This window comes from Acidiferrobacter sp., from assembly GCF_054609335.1.
Map to the genome: position 1 here is coordinate 1 of NZ_JBTRWP010000001.1, position 19,907 is coordinate 19,907.

A 19,907-nucleotide genomic window follows, 5' to 3' on the forward strand; every position below is an offset into this window, starting at 1 on the left:
GTTGTCTTTCCGAAGCACGGAATCAAGCGCCGCAGGATGTGTGTGCGGGCTCTCTGGAGCATGCCCATGAACCGTGTCATTCAGTAAGAAGCTCACCCGCTTGAGCGGGTTGAGAGTGTCACAGGTCATCAAGTCTGTTCGATCGGAAAGGCCAGGACGTCGTTGATGTGCACGGCGCCCAAGGCTCGCATCAGCACCCGGTCGAAACCGAGCGCGCAGCCTGCGCACTCGGGGAAATCACCCTGGGCGAGCGCCGCGAGCAGGCGCTCGTCTTGCGCAATCGCCGGTAGTCCCCGCGCGTGCCTCTTGCGGGCCTCCGCGGCGAACCGCGCAGCGTATTCGTCGCGGTTCGCCTCCTCGTGGAAGCCGTTGGCCAGTTCCAGCGCCCCGCAATAGATCTCGAAGCGGTCCGCAAGCCCCTGGGAATTGATGCGCGCAAGGGCCGCTTGGCTTGCCGGGTAGTCTGTTATCACGGTCATGGCGTCGGTCGGAAAGTGCGGGGCCACGGCCTGGCTCATGAGGAGATCCAGGAGGGCGTCCCGATCGTCCAGGACCAATTCGCGCGTCGAGGGGAGGCACGCATGCGCACATTCCTGCAAGAGGCCCGTGGGGTCGTCGATCGGATCGACGCCCAGTCTATCGCGAAAGGCCTGGCGGAAGCTCACGAGGCGCGCCTCGGGCGTCAAGGATGGGGCGAGTCGCGCGATCAAGGTGCAGGCCTCGTCGATGAGGCGAAGGTGGTCGTAGCCCACGCCATACCATTCCACGAGCGTGAACTCGGGGTTATGGAAGCGCCCCACCTCGCCTTGTCGAAACGCCTTCGTGATCTGGAAAATCGACCCGCTCCCACTCGCCAGCAGACGCTTCATGGCGTACTCCGGAGAGGTCTGGAGATAAAGGCTGCCAAAGACCGGGTCGCTCAGGGCAAACTGGGCGAGCTGGGCATCGGCCGCCCCCGAACGTCCGAGCACTGGCGTCTCCACCTCCAGGTAGCCGCGCGCCACGAAAAAGGCGCGTACTTGCGTAAGGAGCGCGGCACGGCCACGCAGGGCGTCTAGCTGTGTGAGTACGCCGCCAAGCCCCTCGAGTGCCGATGGGTTGCTATTCCTTGGCGCGGGCAATGTATTCGCCGGTTTGGGTGTTCACCTTCAGACTGTCGCCCACGTTGATGAAAAGCGGCACGCGCACCACCGCACCCGTCTCCAGGGTCGCAGGTTTGCCGCCACCACCGCTTGTGTCGCCACGCACTCCGGGGTCGGTGTCCGCGACCTTAAGGATGACGTGGACCGGCGGGTCGACGCTGAGCGGTACGCCATTCCAGAGTGTCACGAGACACAGCGCTTGTTCCTTCAGCCACTTGGCGGAGTCGCCGACGGCAGTCTTGTCGGCCCCCAGCTGCTCGTAGGTCTCGGGTGACATGAAATACCAAAACTCGCCGTCGCTATAGAGGTATTGCATTTCCACATCGACGACGTCGGCGCCCTCTACGGTATCGCCCGACTTGAATGTGCGTTCGACCACGCGTCCGGTCTTCAGGTTACGGATCCTGACGCGATTGAAGGCCTGGCCCTTGCCGGGTTTCACGAACTCGTTCTCGATGATCGAGCAGGGGTCGGAGTCCAGCATGATCTTGAGGCCGTTTTTGAATTCGTTGGTGCTATAGGTGCTCATGGTAATCTCGGGTTTGAATGGGGTCTGGCCGGCATCCCTTGCCTTTTGTGGGCCGAACACGGACAGTGCGCGCCTATGATACATGGAACTTCTTCAACGGGGCAGGCGCCCTGGCGGGCCGAGCTTGCCGCGGCCGTTTGCGATCCGGAAGAGCTGTTGCGGGCCTTGGAGTTGCCGTGGGACCTGCTTCCGGCGGCGCGCCGGGCCCATCATCTGTTCCCGCTGCGCGTGCCGCGCGCCTATCTCGCGCGCATCACCCCGGGTGATCCGCAGGATCCCTTGCTGCGGCAGGTCTTGCCGCTCGACCTCGAGGAGGTCATAGCGCCCGGCGACTCCCGGGACCCGGTCGGCGATCTTGCCGCCCAGCTTGTGCCTGGAGTGCTCCACAAATATGAAGGCCGGGTGTTGCTGACCGCCACCGGCGCCTGCGCGATCCATTGCCGGTACTGCTTTCGTCGACACTTTCCGTATGCAAAGGCCAACGCCGCGCGGGATCGGTGGCGGCCGGCCGTGGCCCATCTCGCGGCCGACCTGTCGATCCGGGAGGTGATTTTAAGCGGTGGCGACCCGCTGACCTTGGGTGACGATAAGCTCGCCGAGCTGACGCGGGCCCTGGAGGGCGTGCCCCACATAAAGAGGTTGCGGCTTCATACCCGCGTACCGGTCGTGATCCCCAGTCGCGTCGATGAGGCGCTCCTCGACTGGCTCGGGCGGACATCGCTTTCGGTCGTCATGGTATTGCACGTGAATCACGCCCGCGAAATCGATGAGGCAGTCGCAGGGGCTTGTGCGCGATTACGTAAGGCGGGAGTGACACTCTTGAACCAGTCGGTCTTGCTGGCCGGCGTGAATGACGATGCCGAGACCCTCACGCAGTTAAGTGAGCGCCTGTTCGAGGCCGGTGTCCTCCCCTATTACCTGCATATGCTCGATCGTGTTGAGGGGGCCGCGCATTTCGCGGTCGAGGAGGCCTTCGCCATGGGCCTCCTGGAGGCCCTCCGCGTGCGACTTCCGGGCTATCTCGTCCCGCGTCTCGTGCGCGAGGAGGCGGGTGCATCCGCCAAGCTCCCCGTGCTCGCGGTTGGCGCGGGAGCCCGTTGTCGTTAAAGTAGCCGATTCCGCGAATGGACGAGGCACGGTAGGGTGGCGATCGGCGATTTGAATCTTTGGGATCCGGGGCTCGCGGGCCTTAGCATAGGGCTTGCGCTCGCCACCGCCTTTTTTCTTGGCATGGTGCATGGGGTGACGCCCGACGAGCACACCTGGCCCATCACCTTCAATTACGCTATTGGATCCTATTCCATCCGTGGCGGACTCAGGGCGGGACTGTTGTTTTCGCTCACCTTTACCCTTCAGCGGGCCATCGCCTCCGAGCTCGCCTATTTCGCTATGACGAGTTTCCTCGTGGGTGCCCGCTGGAGTTTTGCAGTCTACGTCGTCGTGGGCGTCGTTATGGCGGGCTCCGGGCTTTTCATATTACGCAAGGGACGCATCCCGCACATCTTTCACAGCCACGCCCTCGAGCACGAGACGGCCGACCAGGAGCCTGCGGCGCTGCCCACCTATATGCCGCTCGTCCATGGTTTCGTCGCTGGCTGGGGTACCGGCGCGTTCGCGATCATCGTCTACACGGTCTTGGCCCCGGCCATGCCGAGCCCCTATTTCGGTTTCTTGCCGGGTCTCCTCTTTGGTTTGGGCACGATGCTTACGCAGATGCTCCTGGGTGCGCTCTTCGGTGGTTGGATGGCGCGACGCAAGCTCGACGAGAGGGCGCGGGTCTATGTGGCGCGCAAGATGGCGGGCCGCACCCTGAGCGGCGGCGGCGTGGCCTTCGTGCTCGTCGGTATCCTGGGGCTCGTCGACCCGGGGCTTGCCTCGGTATCCGTTGCAACCGGCCTGCACGTCCATAACCTCGCGCATGTGGGCATCGGCCTCATCGTGCTCGTGCTCGTGCTGGTACCTGTGGCTGGCTACGCCTTCTGGAAGTCGGTGCGTGAGGCGCGCGGCTTGTTCTCCGCCACCCGCTGATCGCTGCGGATCAGTGTGTGGGCTGTGGCGTCATGCGCAGATACGGCTTGATCTCCCGGTAGCCTTTTGGGAATTTGGCGGCGAGCGCCGCCTTGTCCTGGAGCGCAGGCGATATCACGACGTCGTCGCCGCTATGCCAATTGGCGGGGGTCGCGACCTGATATTTGTCGGTGAGCTGCAGGGAATCGATGACCCGGAAGATCTCCCCGAATTCGCGCCCCGTGCTTGCCGGATAGGTGAGTATGGTACGGATCACCTTCTTTGGGTCGATGATGAACACCGATCGCACGGTGAGCGTGTCGTTTTGCTTGGGATGGATCATGTCATAGAGCAGGGACACCTTGCGATCCTGGTCGCCTAGGATCGGGAAGTCGACGTGGGTCTTTTGTGTCTCGTCGATATCCTTGATCCAGTCTTTATGGGTATCGACCGGGTCGACGCTCACGGCAAGCACCTTCACGTCGCGACGCTTGAACTCCTCCATGAGTTTCGCTGCGCTCCCGAGTTCGGTTGTGCATACCGGCGTATAGTCGGCGGGATGCGAAAACAAGACCACCCAGTGCGGGCCGATCCATTTGTGGAACGCTACCGGTCCTATTGTAGAGTCCTGGGTAAAGTCTGGGGCGATGTCACCGAGATGCAAGCTCATGCGAATTCTCCGTCGTCTGGATAAGGCAAAGATCGTGTGCAAGGATAGGCGCGAGGCGCCGGCGCGCGAAGAGCCTTAGGGAGGAGGATGTGGCTTGTATCCGATTGAGGGTCAGGGGTAGGGTCCAGGGGGTCGGGTTTCGCGTCTACGTACGCGACCAAGCCCGCGGTTTGGGTGTGACGGGCTGGGTTCGCAATCGCGCGGATGGATCGGTCGAGGTTCTGGCATGCGGCCCCGAGGCGGCGCTCGAAAGTCTCACGAAGCTGGTCTCTCAAGGTCCCATTGCCGCACGCGTCACGCACGTGGCGCAGGAGCTTGGACTCGCAGGCGCGCTCATCCCGGAGAGCTTCCTCGTGCGTTATGACGAGGATTGAGCAGAAGCTGTGCCGGGCGACCGATGAATCGACTTCGGTGGCGAAGTTGCCCGTCAGTATTGTCCACTGCGGATCGTCGTTGCACCTCTCTCGTTGCGACTCTTGAACGATTCGCTCCCTCGTGACTTGTGGTTCACAACCCCCAGGCCGCGTTGGCCTTAGGCGGGAGGCGTCTTCGTGGGCCATCTCTTCATTAACTAAAATGGCAGCATTCTGCAGGCCGGAACGGAGGGGAAGGTGCTGGAAATCAAGGCGCAGGATGTTATCGATCGGATCGCATTCGATAATCCTTGGTGGGGCCCTGCGGGACCCGCAACATGCCTCGCTTTCCAGAACGAGCCACGCCGGAAGTATTTCTGGCCCTTCTACCGCATGGTCAAGGATACCAGCGTTAACCGTGCGATCGTCTTGATGGGACCAAGGCGGGTTGGCAAGACCGTCATGTTGTATCAAGCGGTGAGACGTCTTCTCGACGACGGTATACCGAGCAACCGGATATTCTATGCGTCTCTCGAGACGCCCCTTTACACTGGACTTGCGCTAGAAAAACTCCTCTCCTACTTCCGCGGTCAGTTCGACCACCCGCATAACGCGGCGCTTTTCGTTTTTTTCGACGAGGTTCAGTATCTAAGGGATTGGGAAGTTCACCTGAAATCATTGGTCGATTCCTACCCAGGCGTCAAATTCGTCGCGACGGGATCCGCGGCTGCGGCCTTGCGATTGAAAAGCCGTGAGTCGGGGGCGGGCCGCTTTAGTGACTTTATCTTATCCCCCCTCACTTTTGCCGAATATCTTGCCTTCATAGGTAGGGAGGAAGCGTTGATCCAGTCCGTTGAGGGGCCCGGCGGCAGTAGACGCCATGTGACCACATCTATAAACGAACTCAATGCCGAATTCGTCAATTACTTGAATTTTGGAGGATACCATGAGGCGGTATTCTCCGAGACGATACAAAAAAACCCGGACCAATATATCAAGAGCGATATCATTGACGAGGTGCTGTTGCGGGATCTTCCGAGTCTGTACGGGATCAGCGACATACAGGAATTGAGCCGGTTGTTCACTACGCTTGCCTATAATACGGGCCTTCAGGTGAATATCGAGGGATTGTCGCAATCGTCTGGGGTGGCGAAAAACACGGTTCGACGATACTTCGAATATCTAGAGGCGGCATTTCTCGTGCGAAGAGTTGAGCGCATCGATCAAAACGCCAAGCGCTTCAAGCGCGCTGTACACTTCAAGGTGTATCTCGCTAACCCATCGATGCGCGCCGCCCTTTTTGGGCGGCTCGACACGACCTCCGATACCATGGGGGCGCTTGCCGAAACGGCGATATACAGCCAGTGGCAACATAGCAAATCGGCGGACCTCCATTACGCGCGATGGTCTGGTGGTGAGGTGGACATGGTTTTGCTTGCGGGCGCCGACCAGAGGCCGCTTTGGGTAACCGAGATAAAGTGGAGCGATCGGCCGCGCCGGGCCCTTGATGAGTTGAGCTCGTGTCTAGAGTTCGTCAAGAGAAATCCCGGGATTCGCGATGTTCTCGTCACTAGCCTCACGATATAGGAGGGCGTCGATTGCCAAGGGGTGCGCGTCACGTTCCGGCCGACGAGCCTGCACGCCTATACTTTGGGGGCCAACCTTCTGCGGGAGACTGATGGGCCGGATGAGCCCTGACGTTCGTGTGATGGTGTGTTGCGGCGCGTCCGTGGGCGAAGGGACGGGACTCGGTCTCGCGGCCCCTCATGCATGCAAAGCGTGTGGTCTTTGCCGCCAATTGCGCAGGCGAGGAGCGGGTTTGTTACTGACGAAACCAGCGTGCGTGGAATACGCGGTAGACGCGGTCCGGATAATAGGGCAGGCCGTTGCTGCCGTTGTAGGCGGCGAGCGCGGCGAAGAGATCGCCTTGGTGGCGATTCAGGTAATGCCGAAGGATATGGCAGCCCATGCGCAGGTTGGTGCGGACCCGAAAGAGATTGGCGGTGGGCTCCCCCAGCCGCTTTTTCCAAAAGGGCATCACCTGCATGAGGCCGAGCGCGCCCTTCGGGGACACCGCATAGGGGTTGAAGCTGCTTTCGACTTCGATCACGGCGAGCACGATGCGCGGCCGCAGCCCCTCGCGCAGCGCCGCGTAGCGGACGTCTTCGAGCAGCCGCAGGCGGAAACGCCGCGCCGGAACGAGGGCCGATAGCCGCTGCGACATATCGGCGAGCCAGACCTCGGCTGCGAAGCGGTCGCGGAAGGCGTCGCGGTGGATGGGGATATGGCCCCAGGGCCCCGGCGCAGCCCTGCCCGCGGGCGCCGCGAGGAGGGCGACCGCGAGCACCAGCGCCCTAGCGCGCCAGCCTTTGGGCGATGAGGGCGCGCGCATCGGCGATCGGCCAGTTTTGGGGCTCGGCGTCCGTGCGGCCTTTGTATTCTATGGTGCCCGTCTTGAGGCTGCGATCACCGATCACAAGCCTATGCGGTATGCCGATCAGGTCGATGTCGCCGAACAGCACGCCCGGGCGTTCGTCGCGGTCATCCAAAAGGGCGTCTATCCCGTCGGCGCGCAGGTCCTCATAGAGCATTCGTGCGGCCTGCGCCACCTCCGCGGATTTGTGGAACCCTATGGGGACGATGGCGACTGTGAAAGGCGCGATGGGCATAGGCCAGATGATGCCGCGTTCGTCGTGGTTTTGCTCGATGGCGGCGGCCACGACCCGCGACACGCCTATACCATAGCAGCCCATGACGAAGGCTTGGGCGCGGCCGGCATCATCCAGGTAGGTCGCCTTCATCTCGCTGCTGTACTTGGTTCCGAGCTGGAAGATGTGGCCCACCTCGATGCCGCGGCCCCGCTCGAGGCTCGTGCCGCATTGCGGGCAGGGGTCGCCGGCTGTGACCTCGCGCAGATCGAAGGCCTGCGGTTCCGGAAGGTCGCGCACCCAGTTCGCACCCGTGAGGTGTCGATCCTCATGGTTTGCGCCGCACACGAAGTCGGAGAGGGCGAGGGCCTCGGGGTCGGCGTAGCCCGGAATGACGAGCCCTCGCGGTCCCGCCGCGCCCGGTACGCCGCCTGCGGCGCGGACCTCCGCAGGGCTCGCGAAGGTCAAGGGATTTAAGGCCTCGGGCACCTTGGCGGCTTTGATCGGGTTGATGTCGCGATCGCCGCGCACATACAAGGCGATGGGGCCGCGTGTGCCGCGAATGAAGAGCGTCTTTAGGACGCGGGTGGTGGGGACCGAGAGGGCTTTTGCCACCTCTTCGACTGTGTGCGCGCTGCCCGTGTCCACTTCGGTAAGTGCAGTCGCCGCCGGTGCCCGCGGCGCGCCCGCGCCGCTTCGCGCGAGCTCCACGTTGGCCGCGTAGTCGCAGCCCGGGCAGGTGATGATCGCGTCTTCGCCTGTGTCGGCCACGACATGGAACTCATGGGAGGCGTCGCCCCCTATGCTGCCGGTGTCGGCGCGCACGGCCCGAAAGCGCAGCCCCAGGCGCGTGAAGATACGTTGATAGGTCGCATGCATGACCTCGTAGGTGGCCTCGAGGGACGCCTTGTCGGCATGGAAGGAGTAGGCGTCTTTCATGAGAAACTCGCGGGCGCGCATCACTCCGAAGCGGGGACGCACCTCATCGCGGAATTTGGTCTGGATCTGGTAGAAGTTCATGGGCAACTGCCGATAACTTTTGATCTCGCGCCGCGCCAAATCGGTGATCACCTCTTCGTGCGTGGGGCCGAAGCAGAATGGTCGGTCGTGGCGGTCGGTTAGCCGCAGGAGTTCCGGCCCATAGTGTTGCCAGCGCCCCGATTCCTCCCAGAGCTCGGCGGGTTGGACCGCGGGCATCAGGACCTCTTGGGCGCCGGCCCGATTCATCTCTTCGCGCACGATGGCTTCCACCTTGCGCAGTACGCGCAGGCCCATGGGCAGCCACGTGTAGAGCCCTGAGGCCAACTTGCGAATCATGCCGGCGCGCAGCATGAGACGGTGGCTCACGATCTCGGCGTCCGCCGGGGTTTCCTTGAGAGTGGCAAGCAGTAGCGCCTGTGTCCGCATGGCTATACGAGTATCCTTAAGAGATTGTTGTTCGAAGGGACCGCGCCTTCAAGGCCACAGCCCGCGCGCGATCACCCAGTCGCCATGATATACGAATCTAGTCGCGGGGATCGGGGGGCGGCTGTGGTCCGTGTCGACGCGGAGGCTCGTGGCGCCTAGGGCCCTGGGCCGGCCACAGATGGGCGGCCCCTCGTACGCCGGAGGCGGCACCGTGGCGGGCGGCCACGATGGGTGTCGTGAACTCATCGGTGAACGCGGCGCTTGCCAAAGCCCTCGGGGCCAGCGCATAGAGCGCCCCCACAGCGCTCAAGCCGCCGCCCAGCACGATCACGTCCGGGTCTAGGATGTTGACGACTACGCCGAGCGCCCGCCCGAGCCGGGCGCCATACCGATCAAGGGTTGCCTGCGCGATCGGGTCGCGTCCCGCGCGCGCTACTATCTCGGGGGCGGCAAGCCCTTCCTGCCCGCCCAGGGCCCTATAGCTTGCCGCGAAGCCACCGCCCGATAGTAGGGTCTCCACGCATCCTGAGCGCCCGCAATAGCAAGGCGGCCCGTCGGCCTCGAGGATGTTATGCCCCCATTCGCCCGCAATGTGTTGCCGGCCCGGCCAGAGTGCGCCGTCGATCACGAGCCCCCCGCCGACACCGGTGCCGAGGATGACCGCGAACACGCATCGCAGGCCTTGACCCACTCCGTCGCGGGCCTCGCTCAGGGCCAGGCAGTTGGCGTCGTTCTCAAGGCGGATCGGGCGGCCGAGGCGCGCGGCTAGGTCTTCGCGCAGCGGCCGCCCGTTCAGGCAGACGGTATTGGAGTTCTTAAGTAAGCCCGTTTTGTGGGAGATCGCCCCGGGACTCCCTATGCCCACCGTACAGGGTTCAGAGGCCAAGGATTCGAGCGCGGCGACTAGGTCTGCGACCGCCCCCAAGATGGCGTCATAGCCGGCCGCAGCGGGTGTGGGCACCCGCCTGCGGGCAATCTCGCGACCGCTCCCATCCATGACGATACCCTCGATCTTCGTGCCGCCGAGGTCGATCCCTATGCGCATAGCGCGGCCAGCCAGCGGGCGTAGAGGATGTCCGCAACCTGGTGCAGGGCCGCGAGTTTGTGGCTCGCATCGTCACGCATCTTATCGGCGGTCTGTACCGACGGCGAGGCGATGAGGGCGCGACCCGCCGGGCTGCCCGCCCATGAGTCGATCATGCGGGCGGTCATCTCGATGTGACATTGCAAGGCCAGTGTCCGGCCGATGACGAAGCCCTGATGACGGCAGAAAGGGCCGGTCAGGAGGGGGGAGGCGTCGTGGGGGACGGTGAAGGTCTCGCCATGCCAATGGAAGACCTCGAAACGGTCGGGGAGTCCCTTCAGCCAATCTCTGGCGGCCGCCCCGGAGACGGCCTCGACCATGCCCCAGCCGATCTCCATCACCGGGTTGGGCCCCACCGTGCCGCCCAGCGCCTTGCTGATCAGCTGGCCTCCCAGGCAATGGCCCAGGACCGGCAGGTCCGACCCGCGGGCCTCGCGAATGAGTGCCAAGGACTGCGGGATCCAGGGGAGCGGGTCGTTCACGCTCATAGGCCCGCCCATGAAGACGAGGCCCGCGTAGTCGCTCGCGGTCTTGGGCATCGCATCGCCTTGATCGACTCGTATGATGGTGTAAGGCACGTCCCGGCGGTTTAGGACCTCGGCCAGATAACCCGGACCCTCGCCGGGCGCATGTCGGAAAATCGCAAGAGGTTTCATGAGTGAAGAGAGGTCTCGGCCATTGATTCGGGGGCGCACGGGCTGTGTCGCCATCCGCACGGCTCATCTCGCAAACACGCCGCGCTCGAGGCCTTTAGTATAGCGGTATGCGGGGCCTGTTCCCTAGTCGGCGGCGACGGCGGGCGTCGTTTCCCCGCCGAGCCTGTGTTTGCCGACGAGCAGGACGAAAGGCAGCATGGTGGCGAAACTGAGCGCGATGAACCAGAACGCGGCATCGAAGGCGACCATCTGTGACTGTTGGTTCAGGGTGTTGGCCAGTATCACGGCGCCTTCTGGCGCCTGGGGGAGGAGGTGGAGCGGCGCCAAGTAGGCGGCGGTGGCGTTGCCGAAGGCAGTGATGTGGCCGCCGATCGCGTTCCAGGCGATCTGACCGTGGCGAATAAATACGGCCGTGACGAGCGAGATGCCGATCGATGAGCCCACGGTGCGCATGAGACTGAAGAGCCCGGCGGCCTCGGAGGCCGACTCGCGCGGTAGGCTTGCAAAGGCCACCGTGGACAGCGGCACGTAGATCATCCCCAGGCCGAGTCCCTGGATGAGGACCGGCCATATGACGTCCCATTCGTTGATATGGAGGTCATAGCGGGTCATGCCCCAGGTCCCGACGCCGCTTAAGAGAATGCCGGTCGTGATCAAGACCCGCGGACTCATGCGCGTGATGAGGCGGCCTACGATGAGCATACTGACCGCACTTACTATACCGCGCGGCGCCATGACAAGCCCGGTTGTGAGTGTCGGATAATGCAGGAGCTCCTCAAGAAAGAGCGGCTGTATGACCATCGATCCGTACATGCCGAGTCCGAAGATCGCAAGCAAGAGGCTTGCCACGGTAAAGTTGCGGTCGGCGAGAATGCGTAAATCGAAGAGCCGTCGGCCGCCAGGCGAGAGGCTATGGACGGCGAAGGCCCCGAGACTGGCGAGCGCGACTACGGCGGCGAGCTGGATGCGCATCGAGTCCAGCCACCCGTACTCGTTCCCGCGGTCAAGAAGGAACTGAAGGGCGCCTATGGACAGGCCCAGATAGATGAGACCCTCCCAGTCCATGTCGCGCTTCCCGCGCGGGGTGTCCGGCACCGACGTGAGTGCCAGCACATAGGAGAGGATGCCGACTGGTAGATTGATGAAAAAGGTCCATCGCCAGCTCAAGACCTCGGTCAGATAACCCCCGAGCGTGGGCCCGAGGATGGGCCCTATCATCACCCCGATGCCCCAGATCGCCATCGCCCGGCCACGCTCCTCGATTGGGTAGACGCTGACCAGGATGGCCTGCGAGAGTGGGACGAGGGAGGCCCCGAACGCGCCCTGCAGGAGGCGGAAGACCACGATCTGGCGCAGCGACATCGCCAGGCCGCAGAGCGCGGAGAAGGCCACGAAACCGAAAATACTGATGAGGAGGTAACGGCGCCGACCCAGGCGGTCTGTGAAGAATCCCGTGAGCGGCATGAAGATCGCGGAGGCTACGAGGTAGCTCGTGAGCACCCAGGTGATCTGGTCGGGGGTCGCCTCGAGCTGGCCTTGCATATGCGGCAGGGCCACGTTCACGATGGTAGTGTCCAGCACCTGCATGACGGTCGTCGCCATGACCGCGATGGTGATGAGGAGTCGCTGTCTCGGACTCACGGCCCGGGTTCAGGGGTCGAGTTTTCGATACAGACGAGGATACTGCATGTGGACAGATCGAGGAGCGTCACTCCGACCGAGCCGCGCCACCACCGGGCGAATCCCGACTGCGTGTGGTGGCCGAGAACGATCAGGTCAACCTGTAGGGCCTTGGCTGCGCGCGCGATCTCGTCTGTGGGCTCGCCCAGGGCCAAGTGGCCTTGGGCCTTGACGCCGCGTTCGGTCAGTTTCGCGACGCCCTCGGCCAATATCTCTTCGATATGGCGAGTCTGCTGCGCGAAGGGCGCATCGGTGGACAAGGACTCACCGACGATCGCCGTGGCGCTTGTGCGGACGACGGCGAGCAGGTGCACGAAGGCGCCGCAGGCGGCGGCTAGTTCAGCCCCCTGTGTGAGGGCCGTCCGGCCTTCGCGTGTGCCATCGTAGCAAAGGAGCATGGTGCGAAAGACCATGGGTATCCCTCGTCAGCGTTGATGCGCGGCGCGAAAAAAGACTGTTGCGTTCGCGCTCGTCGCGATGCGCAGTGGCCAACGGGGGTCCGGGTTTTGGATCAGGATGCGTACCGGGACGCGTTGCGTGACCTTGACCCAGTTGCCCGTTGCGTTTTCGGGTGGTAGCAACGAGAAGGCTGTGCCGCTGCCGCCGCTTATGCCGATCACTTTACCGTGGAAGAGGTGGTTTGGGTACATATCGATGTGGATGTGTGCCCGATCGCCCACCGCGATATGACTCAGGTCCGTCTCTTTAAAGTTGGCGGTCACCCAATAGGTGCGGCTTGCGATGAGGGCAAAAAGGGGCGTGCCCGCCTGGATATAGGCGCCGGGACGCAGCCGCATATTACTCAGAGAGCCCGCGGTCGGTGCCCGCACCAGGCAATGTGCGAGATCGAGCTTGGCGCGGGCAAGTGCCGCTCGGGCAGCTTCGAGCGCGGCTTGGTCAGCCTTGACGGTCGCCTGCGCAGTCTCGGAGGCCTGCGACGACAGGAACCGGTGTGCCGCCATGCGCCGCGTGCGGCCGCTTATGGCCTCGGCGTTGACGAGCAGGGCTTGACGTTGCTCGACCGAGGCTTGCGCCGCACGGACCGCGATCTGATAGGGATGCGGATCGATCTCGAACAGGCGTTGGTGGGCGCGTACTGTTTCATTGTCGTGCACAAAGAGCTGTGAGACCGGCCCCGAGACCTGCGCGGCCATCGAGACGACGTGCGCACCTACATAAGCATCATCCGTGCTGACGTAATCCTGGAAGCTGCGCCAATAGACGTAGGCTCCATAGAGCAGCAGGATGGCGATGAAGGCCAGTAAGGCCCTTTGACGGAGTAGGGCGCGGGCCATCTGCGACAGTCGGGACATAGTGTGGGTCGGACCTGTATGAAAATGAAGGCTAAAGACTAAGAAGCCGGTTGCGGATTTTTTTGAGGACCGCGGTGCTCACCGCCACTTCCTCTTCGGTGAGGTTGGCGAGGAGTTCATGGCTCAGGCTCTCGGCCACCTCGGTTATCGGGCGCATGAGCGCCCGACCCCCCTCGCAGAGGTGCACCGTCTTGCTACGGCGGTCGTGCGGTGATTCCCGCCGCTCCACCAAGCCGTCGGCGGTCAGGCGATCGAGCAAGCCCACGACGGTCGGCGCTTCGACGCCAAGGCGCGCCGCAAGTTCGGCCTGCGTGCAGTCTTCACTGCAGGAGATGTGGAGCAACATACGCCACTTGGCCTGACTCAGGCCAAGTGGTCGCAGGCGGCGATCCAATTCGGTCCGCCATAGCCGTGCGGTTTCGTGGAGTGTCCCCGCAAAGGACTCGTGAGGAAGCCCCATCGCTCGCCCCTTTTGAACCTAACTATTAGGAGGCTAACAGATGAACGAGGCAATGTGCAAGGCCCCTTTAGGGCTAGGCGGCCGTAGTCTTGTCCTTCTTGATGAGTGCGTAGGCCGAATGATTATGTATCGACTCGAAGTTCTCGGACTCGACCGTGTAGGCGTCTATCCGCGGGTCGGCGTTCAACACGCTCGCGACTTCACGGACCATGTCCTCAACAAACCGCGGATTGTCATAGGCGCGCTCCGTCACGAATTTCTCATCCGGGCGCTTTAAGAGCCCGTACAGCTCGCAGCTCGCCTGTTTTTCCACGATATCGATCAGGTCCTCGACCCAGACGAACTGGTTGGTCCTGACCGTCAGGGTGACATGCGATCGCTGGTTGTGCGCCCCGCGGTCCGAGATCTCCTTGGAGCAGGGGCAGAGGCTGGTTACTGGCACGACCACGCGTATGGTAGTGACGCTATGCCCATTGCGGATCTCGCCCAGGAAGCCCACCTCGTAGTCCATGAGGCTGCGCACGCCTGATACCGGCGCGGTCTTCATCACGAAGTAGGGGAAGCTCATCTCGATGTGGCCCGTGTCGGCCTCGAGCCGCTGGGCCATCTCGGCGAGCATGTCTTGGAAAGATTCGACTGATATTTCGGTCTCGTAACGGTTCAGGATCTCGACGAACCGTGACATGTGCGTGCCCTTGAAGTTGTGGGGCAGCTCGACGTACATGTTGAACAGCGCAATCGTGTGCTGCTCCCCTTGGCTGCGGTCCTTGACGCGCACGGGATGGCGGATGTCCTTGATGCCGACTTTGTCTATGGCGATCTGACGCGAGTCGGCACTGTTTTGCACATCGGCGATACAGTCGGCTCGCGCACCGGGAGGCGCAGCGATCATAGCGGGACGTCAATCCTGAGTAATTTAGTCAACGAATCGACATTCTAGGCCGATTCCGACGTGCGGGCAAGTTCGGGCAGGGCGTCGCGGACCTGGCGGGCGATGCCGGAGGCATCGAGCCCGACGTCTGCCAGCATCTGCGCGGGCGTGCCATGCTCCAAATAGCAATCCGGCAGGCCGAGATTCAGGACCCGCACGGGCAGTTGGAGTTGCCCCACAAGCTCGCCCACGCCGCTCCCCGCCCCTCCCGCCACCGCGTTCTCCTCGATGGTAACAAAGAGTTCGTGGGAGCGGGCGAGTCGCACGAGAAGCGCCTCGTCTAGCGGCTTCACGAAACGCATATTGACGACCGTGGCGTTCAGGGTCTCGCCGGCGCCCAGGGCCGCGGTCAGGACCGAACCGAAGGCGAGCAGCGCCACGCGTGCCCCTTGTCGCCGGATTTCGGCCTTGCCGATGGGAAGTGCGGTCATGACGCGTTCCACGGCCACGCCCGGTCCGGTGCCACGCGGGTAGCGGACCGCGGTCGGCCCATCGTGCCGATAAGCTGTGTAGAGCATCTGCCGACATTCGTTCTCGTCGCTCGGGGCCATGATGACGAAGTGCGGCAGGCAGCGCATGAAGCTCAGATCGAAGCTGCCGGCGTGGGTCGGCCCGTCGGCCCCGACTAGGCCTCCGCGGTCCACAGCCAGCATGACCGGGAGGTTTTGCAGGCTGATGTCGTGGACGACCTGATCGTAGCCGCGTTGCAGGAAGGTCGAGTAGATCGCGACCACGGGCTTTAGGCCCTCGCAGGCCATGCCCGCGGCAAACGTCAGGGCATGCTGTTCAGCTATACCCACGTCGAAGTAGCGGCTCGGAAAGCGTTCGGAGAACTCGACCAGCCCCGAGCCTTCGCGCATGGCCGGCGTGACGCCGATCAGTTTCGGGTCCTCGGCCGCCATATCGCATAGCCATTCGCCGAAGATCTGTGTGTAGGTCTTGCCCGAGGCCTTGACCTCCATTTTGCCCGTGCGCGGATCAAAGGGCGTTACCCCGTGATAGACGCAGGGGTCGCCTTCCGCGGGCGTGTAGCCCTTGCCTTTGCGGGTGATGACATGCAGGAAGCGCGGACCCTTCAGGTCACGCATGTTCCGTAGTGTTGGGATCAGGGTCGGGAGGTCATGCCCGTCGATCGGGCCTATGTAGTTGAAACCGAGCTCCTCGAACAAGGTGCCGGGCATGATGATGCCCTTCATGTGCTCCTCGATCCGCTTGGCGAATTGGAACACCGGCCGCACGGTACTCAAGACCGTCTTGCTGCCGCTGCGCACGCTCGTATAGGCGCGCCCCGAGAGGATACGGGCGAGATAGCTCGAAAGGGCGCCCACATTGGGTGATATGGACATGTCGTTGTCGTTCAAAACTACGAGCAGGTCGGCGTCCATGCTGCCGGCATTGTTCAGGGCCTCGAAGGCCATGCCCGCGGTGAGTGCGCCATCGCCGATCACGGCAACGACCTGACGTGTCTTCTGGGCCTCTTTGGCGGCCACCGCCATGCCGAGCGCGGCGCTGATCGAGGTGCTGGAGTGTCCTACGCCGAAGGTGTCGTAGGGGCTTTCTGCTCGTTTTGGAAAGCCGGCCAAGCCGCCGGCTTTGCGCAGCGTCCCCATCTGTTCGCGACGTCCGGTCAGGATCTTGTGAGGGTAGGTCTGATGGCCGACATCCCACACGAGGCGGTCTTCCGGGGTATCGAACACATAGTGCAGCGCGATCGTGAGCTCGACGGTCCCAAGTCCGGCGGCGAGATGGCCGCCGGTCCGGCTTACGCTCGTGATGAGAAATTCGCGCAGCTCGTCGGCAAGTTGCGGGAGGATCCCCTCCGGCAGCCGTCTGAGGTCTGCGGGGGAATCGATAGAACGCAGCAGCGATTGCCCGGTTTTCATCATGCCTCAGTGATCTCGCTCGACGGCGTATTGCGCGATGGTCGCAAGGAGCCCGCCATTATCTCCCAAAAAGCGAAGGCTGGCGAGGGCATTGTCATGGAGTGCGCGGGCGCGTCGACGCGCCTCATCGACACCGAGGACCGAGGCGAAGGTCGCCTTGCCGGCCGCCGCATCGGCGCCGACGGTCTTGCCGACCACGAGCGCCACGCCCTCCACGTCGAGCAGGTCGTCTGCGATCTGGAAGGCAAGCCCCAGGGCGCGACCGTAGTCATCCAGGGCCGCGGGGATCTCGGGATTCGCGGCCAGCGCCCCGAGCCGCACGCTGGCGTGGATGAGGGCGCCGGTCTTACGGCTATGTCGCTCTTCCAGTACCTCAACTGTGGCCTCAGGCCCGGCCTTGAGGTCGAGCGCTTGGCCGCCGGCCATGCCGAGCGATCCAGAGGCCTGCGCCAGTTCTTCGACCATGCGGATGCGGGCATGCGGCGACACCGCCTGCGCGCACGCCAGGACCGCGAAGGCCTGGGTCTGCAAGGCGTCGCCTGCGAGCAGGGCCGTGGCCTCCCCGAAGGCCTTATGGCAGCTTGGGCGCCCGCGGCGCATGTCGTCGTCATCCATGCACGGCAGGTCATCGTGCACGAGGGAGTAGGCGTGGATCAGTTCGACCGCGGCGGCGGCGGCGTCGAGCGTCTCGAGGCTCGCGCCCAAGGCCTCGCCCGTGGCGTAGACGAGGCAGGCGCGCAATCTCTTGCCGCCCCCGAGGGTGGCGTAGCGCATGGCCTCGTGGAGGTCCGGAGGCGAGGTCTGGGCGGAGGGCAGGACGCGTGCCAACACCGCCTCCGCCCGCTCGCGATAGCGCTTCAACTGATCTTGGGACACCGCGCTCACTCGCCCTGTTCGCCAGCCTTGAAGGGCTCCACGCGATAGCCCCCGTTTTCGGAGACGAGCCGCTCCACGCGTTGTTCGGCGTTCTTCAAGCCAGCCTCGCACAGCCGCGAAAGTTCCATTCCGCGCTGGAATGTGGAGAGCGCGTCCTCCAGCGATTGTTGGCCGTTTTCCATTTGATGCACGATTTGCTCAAGTTCGGCCAAAGCCGCTTCAAAGTTGGGAAGGGGGGTGTTTTCGGTCACAGGTCATCCTCATCCATCGTCTGTCACCCTACTGCAACGACCAGAAACCGTCAATTCCGCGGGGGCCGGCTAGGGCCGTACTCTATAGGGGTTCATCAATGCGGTATACTGGACCCAATGACCAACGGACACATCCCCGAAAAATGGCAACTGCGTCGCCTGTTGCGCGCGCTGCCGTGGACGACTGTGGTATGGATTGCGCTCGCGGTAGGGCTCTTGTCCGGCATCGGGTTCGCCGCTCAGCATTATAAGGTCCCGCCGGAGGAAGTAAGCCTTCTCCGAATCCTGGTTGTGGGGCTCGCCGGGCTGCGCGTCATCCGCGGCGTCGAGCGCGCCTTGGCGCGCCATAGGTCCGCGCGGCTTGAGCAGATGGCGCGCTCCACGCGTGGCTACGAGTTGGCCTGGCAGGATTCCGTCACCGGCATCTATCTCATCCGGCTTTTGCTCTACGCGGGCCTCGTCTTCCTTATAATTATGGTGGTCGGGGGGACGTTCAGCGGCGTTCTGGTCGGCGGCACCATGCTCTCGGTGGTGGTAGGCGTCGCGGGCCAGTCGTTCTTCGGAAACTTTTTCGGCGGCCTTGCGGTGGCGCTTTTCAAGCCCTTCGATGTCGGTGACCATGTCCAGATCGTCGCTTGGCAGTTCCCGATGATGCCGGAGACCTATCCGCATCAATTGCGGGCTCAGGGCTATCGCGGCGTCGTGCGCGACATCAACCTCTTTTATTCCGAGTTGCGCCTAGACGACGGCCAGTTGTTCCGGGTGCCCAACGGGGTCGTGATAACCGGGGGACTCATACGCTCCTTGCCGGATGACTGGGCGCGCATCGTCTTTCGATTCGACGTGGCCATCTCGCCCAACCCGGCCGACACCGCGCACAAGCTTGAAGAGGTGGCGCGGCAGCATTTCCGACCCCGCCCCGAGGAGCCATTCCCGTCTTCCGATTCCCCGCAAAGCGATGAGGCCGCACCCCCGTTCGGTTGGGACCCACCGCTTGTTCTGATCGTGGATATTTCGCTCACCGCCATGAGCATCGAGGTGCGGGCCTCCATTCCGCAGCGCCTACGCGATCGAGCCAAGGCGGACTTCTTCACGGACATCCTGCCGATCGTGTATCCTGCCAAATCGTCCTGAGGCCTGCGCCAGCAGTGTCTGGGGTCTAGTGTAGTACGCGACTGAGAAGCATTTTCCAAGGAGTCCTACCATGAATTTGGATCGAGTGGGCCCGGGTGACAAGGTCCCGGCGATCGTCAATGTTGTCATCGAGATCCCGGCCAACGGGCCGCCCGTAAAGTACGAGATGGATAAGGAAACGGGGGCGATGTTCGTGGACCGGTTCATGAACACTGCCATGTATTACCCATGCAACTACGGCTACGTCCCCCACACTTTGTCGGACGACGGCGACCCGGTGGATGTTTTGGTCGTGACGCCTGCGCCGCTCATAAGCGGCTCGGTCATAAGCTGCAGGCCTGTCGCCATGCTCAAGATGACCGACGAGAAGGGCATTGACATGAAGATCCTCGCGGTCCCGGCGGACAAGCTCTGTGTGTCCTATCGCCATTACCAATCCCTGAAGGACATACCCCCTCACCTGCTCGATCAGATCAGCCATTTCTTCGCGCACTACAAGGATCTCGAGGCTGGCAAGTGGGTGAAGATCGAGGGCTGGGTCGATGGCGAGGCCGTGGGTGCCGAGATCACAAACGGTATCGAGCGCTATAAGGTCTCACGCCATAAGCCGCATTTCTAGGCCGCGCGCATCGGTGCCCCCCCGTAAGAGCATGCGCCAGACGCAAGGCAGGACGCGCTGCCGTTCTGGCGCATGCGATTCCCATCAAGTCTTCGGCCAGGGCGCGGGGACCCGCGCCTCGAAAGTGTCAGGGCCCCTCGTGCTCTAGCAACGGATCCGTGTCCGCCCCCGCTTCAGGCGAAAGCGGTCGAGATGGCGATTTTCGTCATGCCGACGCGAAGTGGGTCATGCGCGATCATCTCCGGACACACCTCCCCGTGCACC

General features: G+C 63.1%; 21 protein-coding genes. 6 read left to right on the top strand and 15 right to left on the bottom strand.

Going from position 1 to position 19,907, the window contains the following annotated elements:
- Window positions 1-128: 128 nt before the first annotated feature.
- Both epmA and efp read right to left on the bottom strand, forming a co-directional pair.
- On the bottom strand, window positions 129-1,121 hold the full coding sequence (gene epmA / locus ACYCTF_RS00005; RefSeq protein ID WP_461282141.1) for an EF-P lysine aminoacylase EpmA: 993 nt from the start codon (window positions 1,119-1,121) through the stop codon (window positions 129-131).
- The gene (efp, locus tag ACYCTF_RS00010) at window positions 1,102-1,671 is read right to left on the bottom strand and encodes an elongation factor P (protein WP_461282142.1); all 570 of its coding nucleotides are present in this window, start codon (window positions 1,669-1,671) and stop codon (window positions 1,102-1,104) included. The genes epmA and efp overlap by 20 nt, the downstream gene beginning before the upstream one ends.
- Before the next feature lie 75 nt (window positions 1,672-1,746).
- On the opposite strand from efp, the gene epmB reads away from it, so the two are divergent.
- Both epmB and ACYCTF_RS00020 read left to right on the top strand, forming a co-directional pair.
- Window positions 1,747-2,778, top strand: a complete 1,032-nt coding sequence (epmB, locus tag ACYCTF_RS00015; RefSeq protein WP_461282143.1) for an EF-P beta-lysylation protein EpmB — start codon at window positions 1,747-1,749, stop codon at window positions 2,776-2,778.
- 36 nt (window positions 2,779-2,814) lie between these two features.
- Complete coding sequence (locus tag ACYCTF_RS00020; RefSeq protein ID WP_461282144.1) at window positions 2,815-3,699, top strand: hypothetical protein; 885 nt, start codon at window positions 2,815-2,817, stop codon at window positions 3,697-3,699.
- A 10-nt stretch (window positions 3,700-3,709) separates the two neighbouring features.
- Here ACYCTF_RS00020 and ACYCTF_RS00025 read toward each other — a convergent pair whose 3' ends face one another.
- The gene (locus tag ACYCTF_RS00025; RefSeq protein ID WP_461282145.1) at window positions 3,710-4,348 is read right to left on the bottom strand and encodes a peroxiredoxin; all 639 of its coding nucleotides are present in this window, start codon (window positions 4,346-4,348) and stop codon (window positions 3,710-3,712) included.
- Window positions 4,349-4,437: 89 nt separating this feature from the next.
- On the opposite strand from ACYCTF_RS00025, the gene ACYCTF_RS00030 reads away from it, so the two are divergent.
- Both ACYCTF_RS00030 and ACYCTF_RS00035 read left to right on the top strand, forming a co-directional pair.
- The gene (locus ACYCTF_RS00030) at window positions 4,438-4,722 is read left to right on the top strand and encodes an acylphosphatase (protein WP_461282146.1); all 285 of its coding nucleotides are present in this window, start codon (window positions 4,438-4,440) and stop codon (window positions 4,720-4,722) included.
- 237 nt (window positions 4,723-4,959) lie between these two features.
- The gene (locus tag ACYCTF_RS00035; RefSeq protein WP_461284398.1) at window positions 4,960-6,288 is read left to right on the top strand and encodes an ATP-binding protein; all 1,329 of its coding nucleotides are present in this window, start codon (window positions 4,960-4,962) and stop codon (window positions 6,286-6,288) included.
- Between the two features lie 235 nt (window positions 6,289-6,523).
- Here the strand turns inward: ACYCTF_RS00035 and ACYCTF_RS00040 are convergent, their stop codons facing one another.
- The 12 genes from ACYCTF_RS00040 to xseB form a co-directional block, all read right to left on the bottom strand.
- Window positions 6,524-7,048 (bottom strand): lytic transglycosylase domain-containing protein, encoded by a 525-nt coding sequence (locus ACYCTF_RS00040; protein WP_461282148.1) that lies wholly within the window; start codon window positions 7,046-7,048, stop codon window positions 6,524-6,526.
- A 7-nt stretch (window positions 7,049-7,055) separates the two neighbouring features.
- Window positions 7,056-8,756, bottom strand: a complete 1,701-nt coding sequence (locus ACYCTF_RS00045; protein ID WP_461282149.1) for a proline--tRNA ligase — start codon at window positions 8,754-8,756, stop codon at window positions 7,056-7,058.
- 97 nt (window positions 8,757-8,853) lie between these two features.
- A complete protein-coding gene (locus ACYCTF_RS00050) occupies window positions 8,854-9,801 on the bottom strand; it encodes an ROK family protein (protein WP_461282150.1) in 948 nt (315 codons plus the stop codon).
- On the bottom strand, window positions 9,792-10,550 hold the full coding sequence (locus ACYCTF_RS00055) for a type 1 glutamine amidotransferase (protein ID WP_461282151.1): 759 nt from the start codon (window positions 10,548-10,550) through the stop codon (window positions 9,792-9,794). Before ACYCTF_RS00055 ends, ACYCTF_RS00050 begins: the two co-directional genes overlap by 10 nt.
- A gap of 69 nt (window positions 10,551-10,619) precedes the next feature.
- A complete protein-coding gene (locus ACYCTF_RS00060) occupies window positions 10,620-12,137 on the bottom strand; it encodes a DHA2 family efflux MFS transporter permease subunit (RefSeq protein WP_461282152.1) in 1,518 nt (505 codons plus the stop codon).
- On the bottom strand, window positions 12,134-12,589 hold the full coding sequence (locus ACYCTF_RS00065; RefSeq protein WP_461282153.1) for a universal stress protein: 456 nt from the start codon (window positions 12,587-12,589) through the stop codon (window positions 12,134-12,136). The genes ACYCTF_RS00060 and ACYCTF_RS00065 overlap by 4 nt, the downstream gene beginning before the upstream one ends.
- Window positions 12,590-12,601: 12 nt before the next feature.
- Window positions 12,602-13,489, bottom strand: coding sequence for an efflux RND transporter periplasmic adaptor subunit (locus ACYCTF_RS00070; protein WP_461282154.1), 888 nt, complete (start codon window positions 13,487-13,489; stop codon window positions 12,602-12,604).
- Between the two features lie 31 nt (window positions 13,490-13,520).
- Window positions 13,521-13,949 carry a MarR family winged helix-turn-helix transcriptional regulator gene (locus ACYCTF_RS00075; protein WP_461282155.1) on the bottom strand — a complete coding sequence of 143 codons (429 nt, stop codon included), beginning with the start codon at window positions 13,947-13,949 and terminating at the stop codon, window positions 13,521-13,523.
- A gap of 73 nt (window positions 13,950-14,022) precedes the next feature.
- Entirely contained in the window at window positions 14,023-14,841 is an 819-nt protein-coding gene (gene folE2 / locus ACYCTF_RS00080; RefSeq protein ID WP_461282156.1) for a GTP cyclohydrolase FolE2, read from the bottom strand.
- 44 nt (window positions 14,842-14,885) lie between these two features.
- Complete coding sequence (gene dxs / locus ACYCTF_RS00085; protein WP_461284405.1) at window positions 14,886-16,763, bottom strand: 1-deoxy-D-xylulose-5-phosphate synthase; 1,878 nt, start codon at window positions 16,761-16,763, stop codon at window positions 14,886-14,888.
- Window positions 16,764-16,769: 6 nt separating this feature from the next.
- The gene (locus ACYCTF_RS00090) at window positions 16,770-17,639 is read right to left on the bottom strand and encodes a polyprenyl synthetase family protein (RefSeq protein WP_461284399.1); all 870 of its coding nucleotides are present in this window, start codon (window positions 17,637-17,639) and stop codon (window positions 16,770-16,772) included.
- 5 nt (window positions 17,640-17,644) lie between these two features.
- On the bottom strand, window positions 17,645-17,890 hold the full coding sequence (gene xseB, locus ACYCTF_RS00095) for an exodeoxyribonuclease VII small subunit (protein ID WP_461282158.1): 246 nt from the start codon (window positions 17,888-17,890) through the stop codon (window positions 17,645-17,647).
- A 117-nt stretch (window positions 17,891-18,007) separates the two neighbouring features.
- On the opposite strand from xseB, the gene ACYCTF_RS00100 reads away from it, so the two are divergent.
- The gene (locus tag ACYCTF_RS00100) at window positions 18,008-19,024 is read left to right on the top strand and encodes a mechanosensitive ion channel family protein (protein WP_461282159.1); all 1,017 of its coding nucleotides are present in this window, start codon (window positions 18,008-18,010) and stop codon (window positions 19,022-19,024) included.
- Window positions 19,025-19,094: 70 nt separating this feature from the next.
- The gene (ppa, locus tag ACYCTF_RS00105) at window positions 19,095-19,643 is read left to right on the top strand and encodes an inorganic diphosphatase (protein ID WP_461282160.1); all 549 of its coding nucleotides are present in this window, start codon (window positions 19,095-19,097) and stop codon (window positions 19,641-19,643) included.
- The last annotated feature ends 264 nt before the right edge of the window (window positions 19,644-19,907 follow it).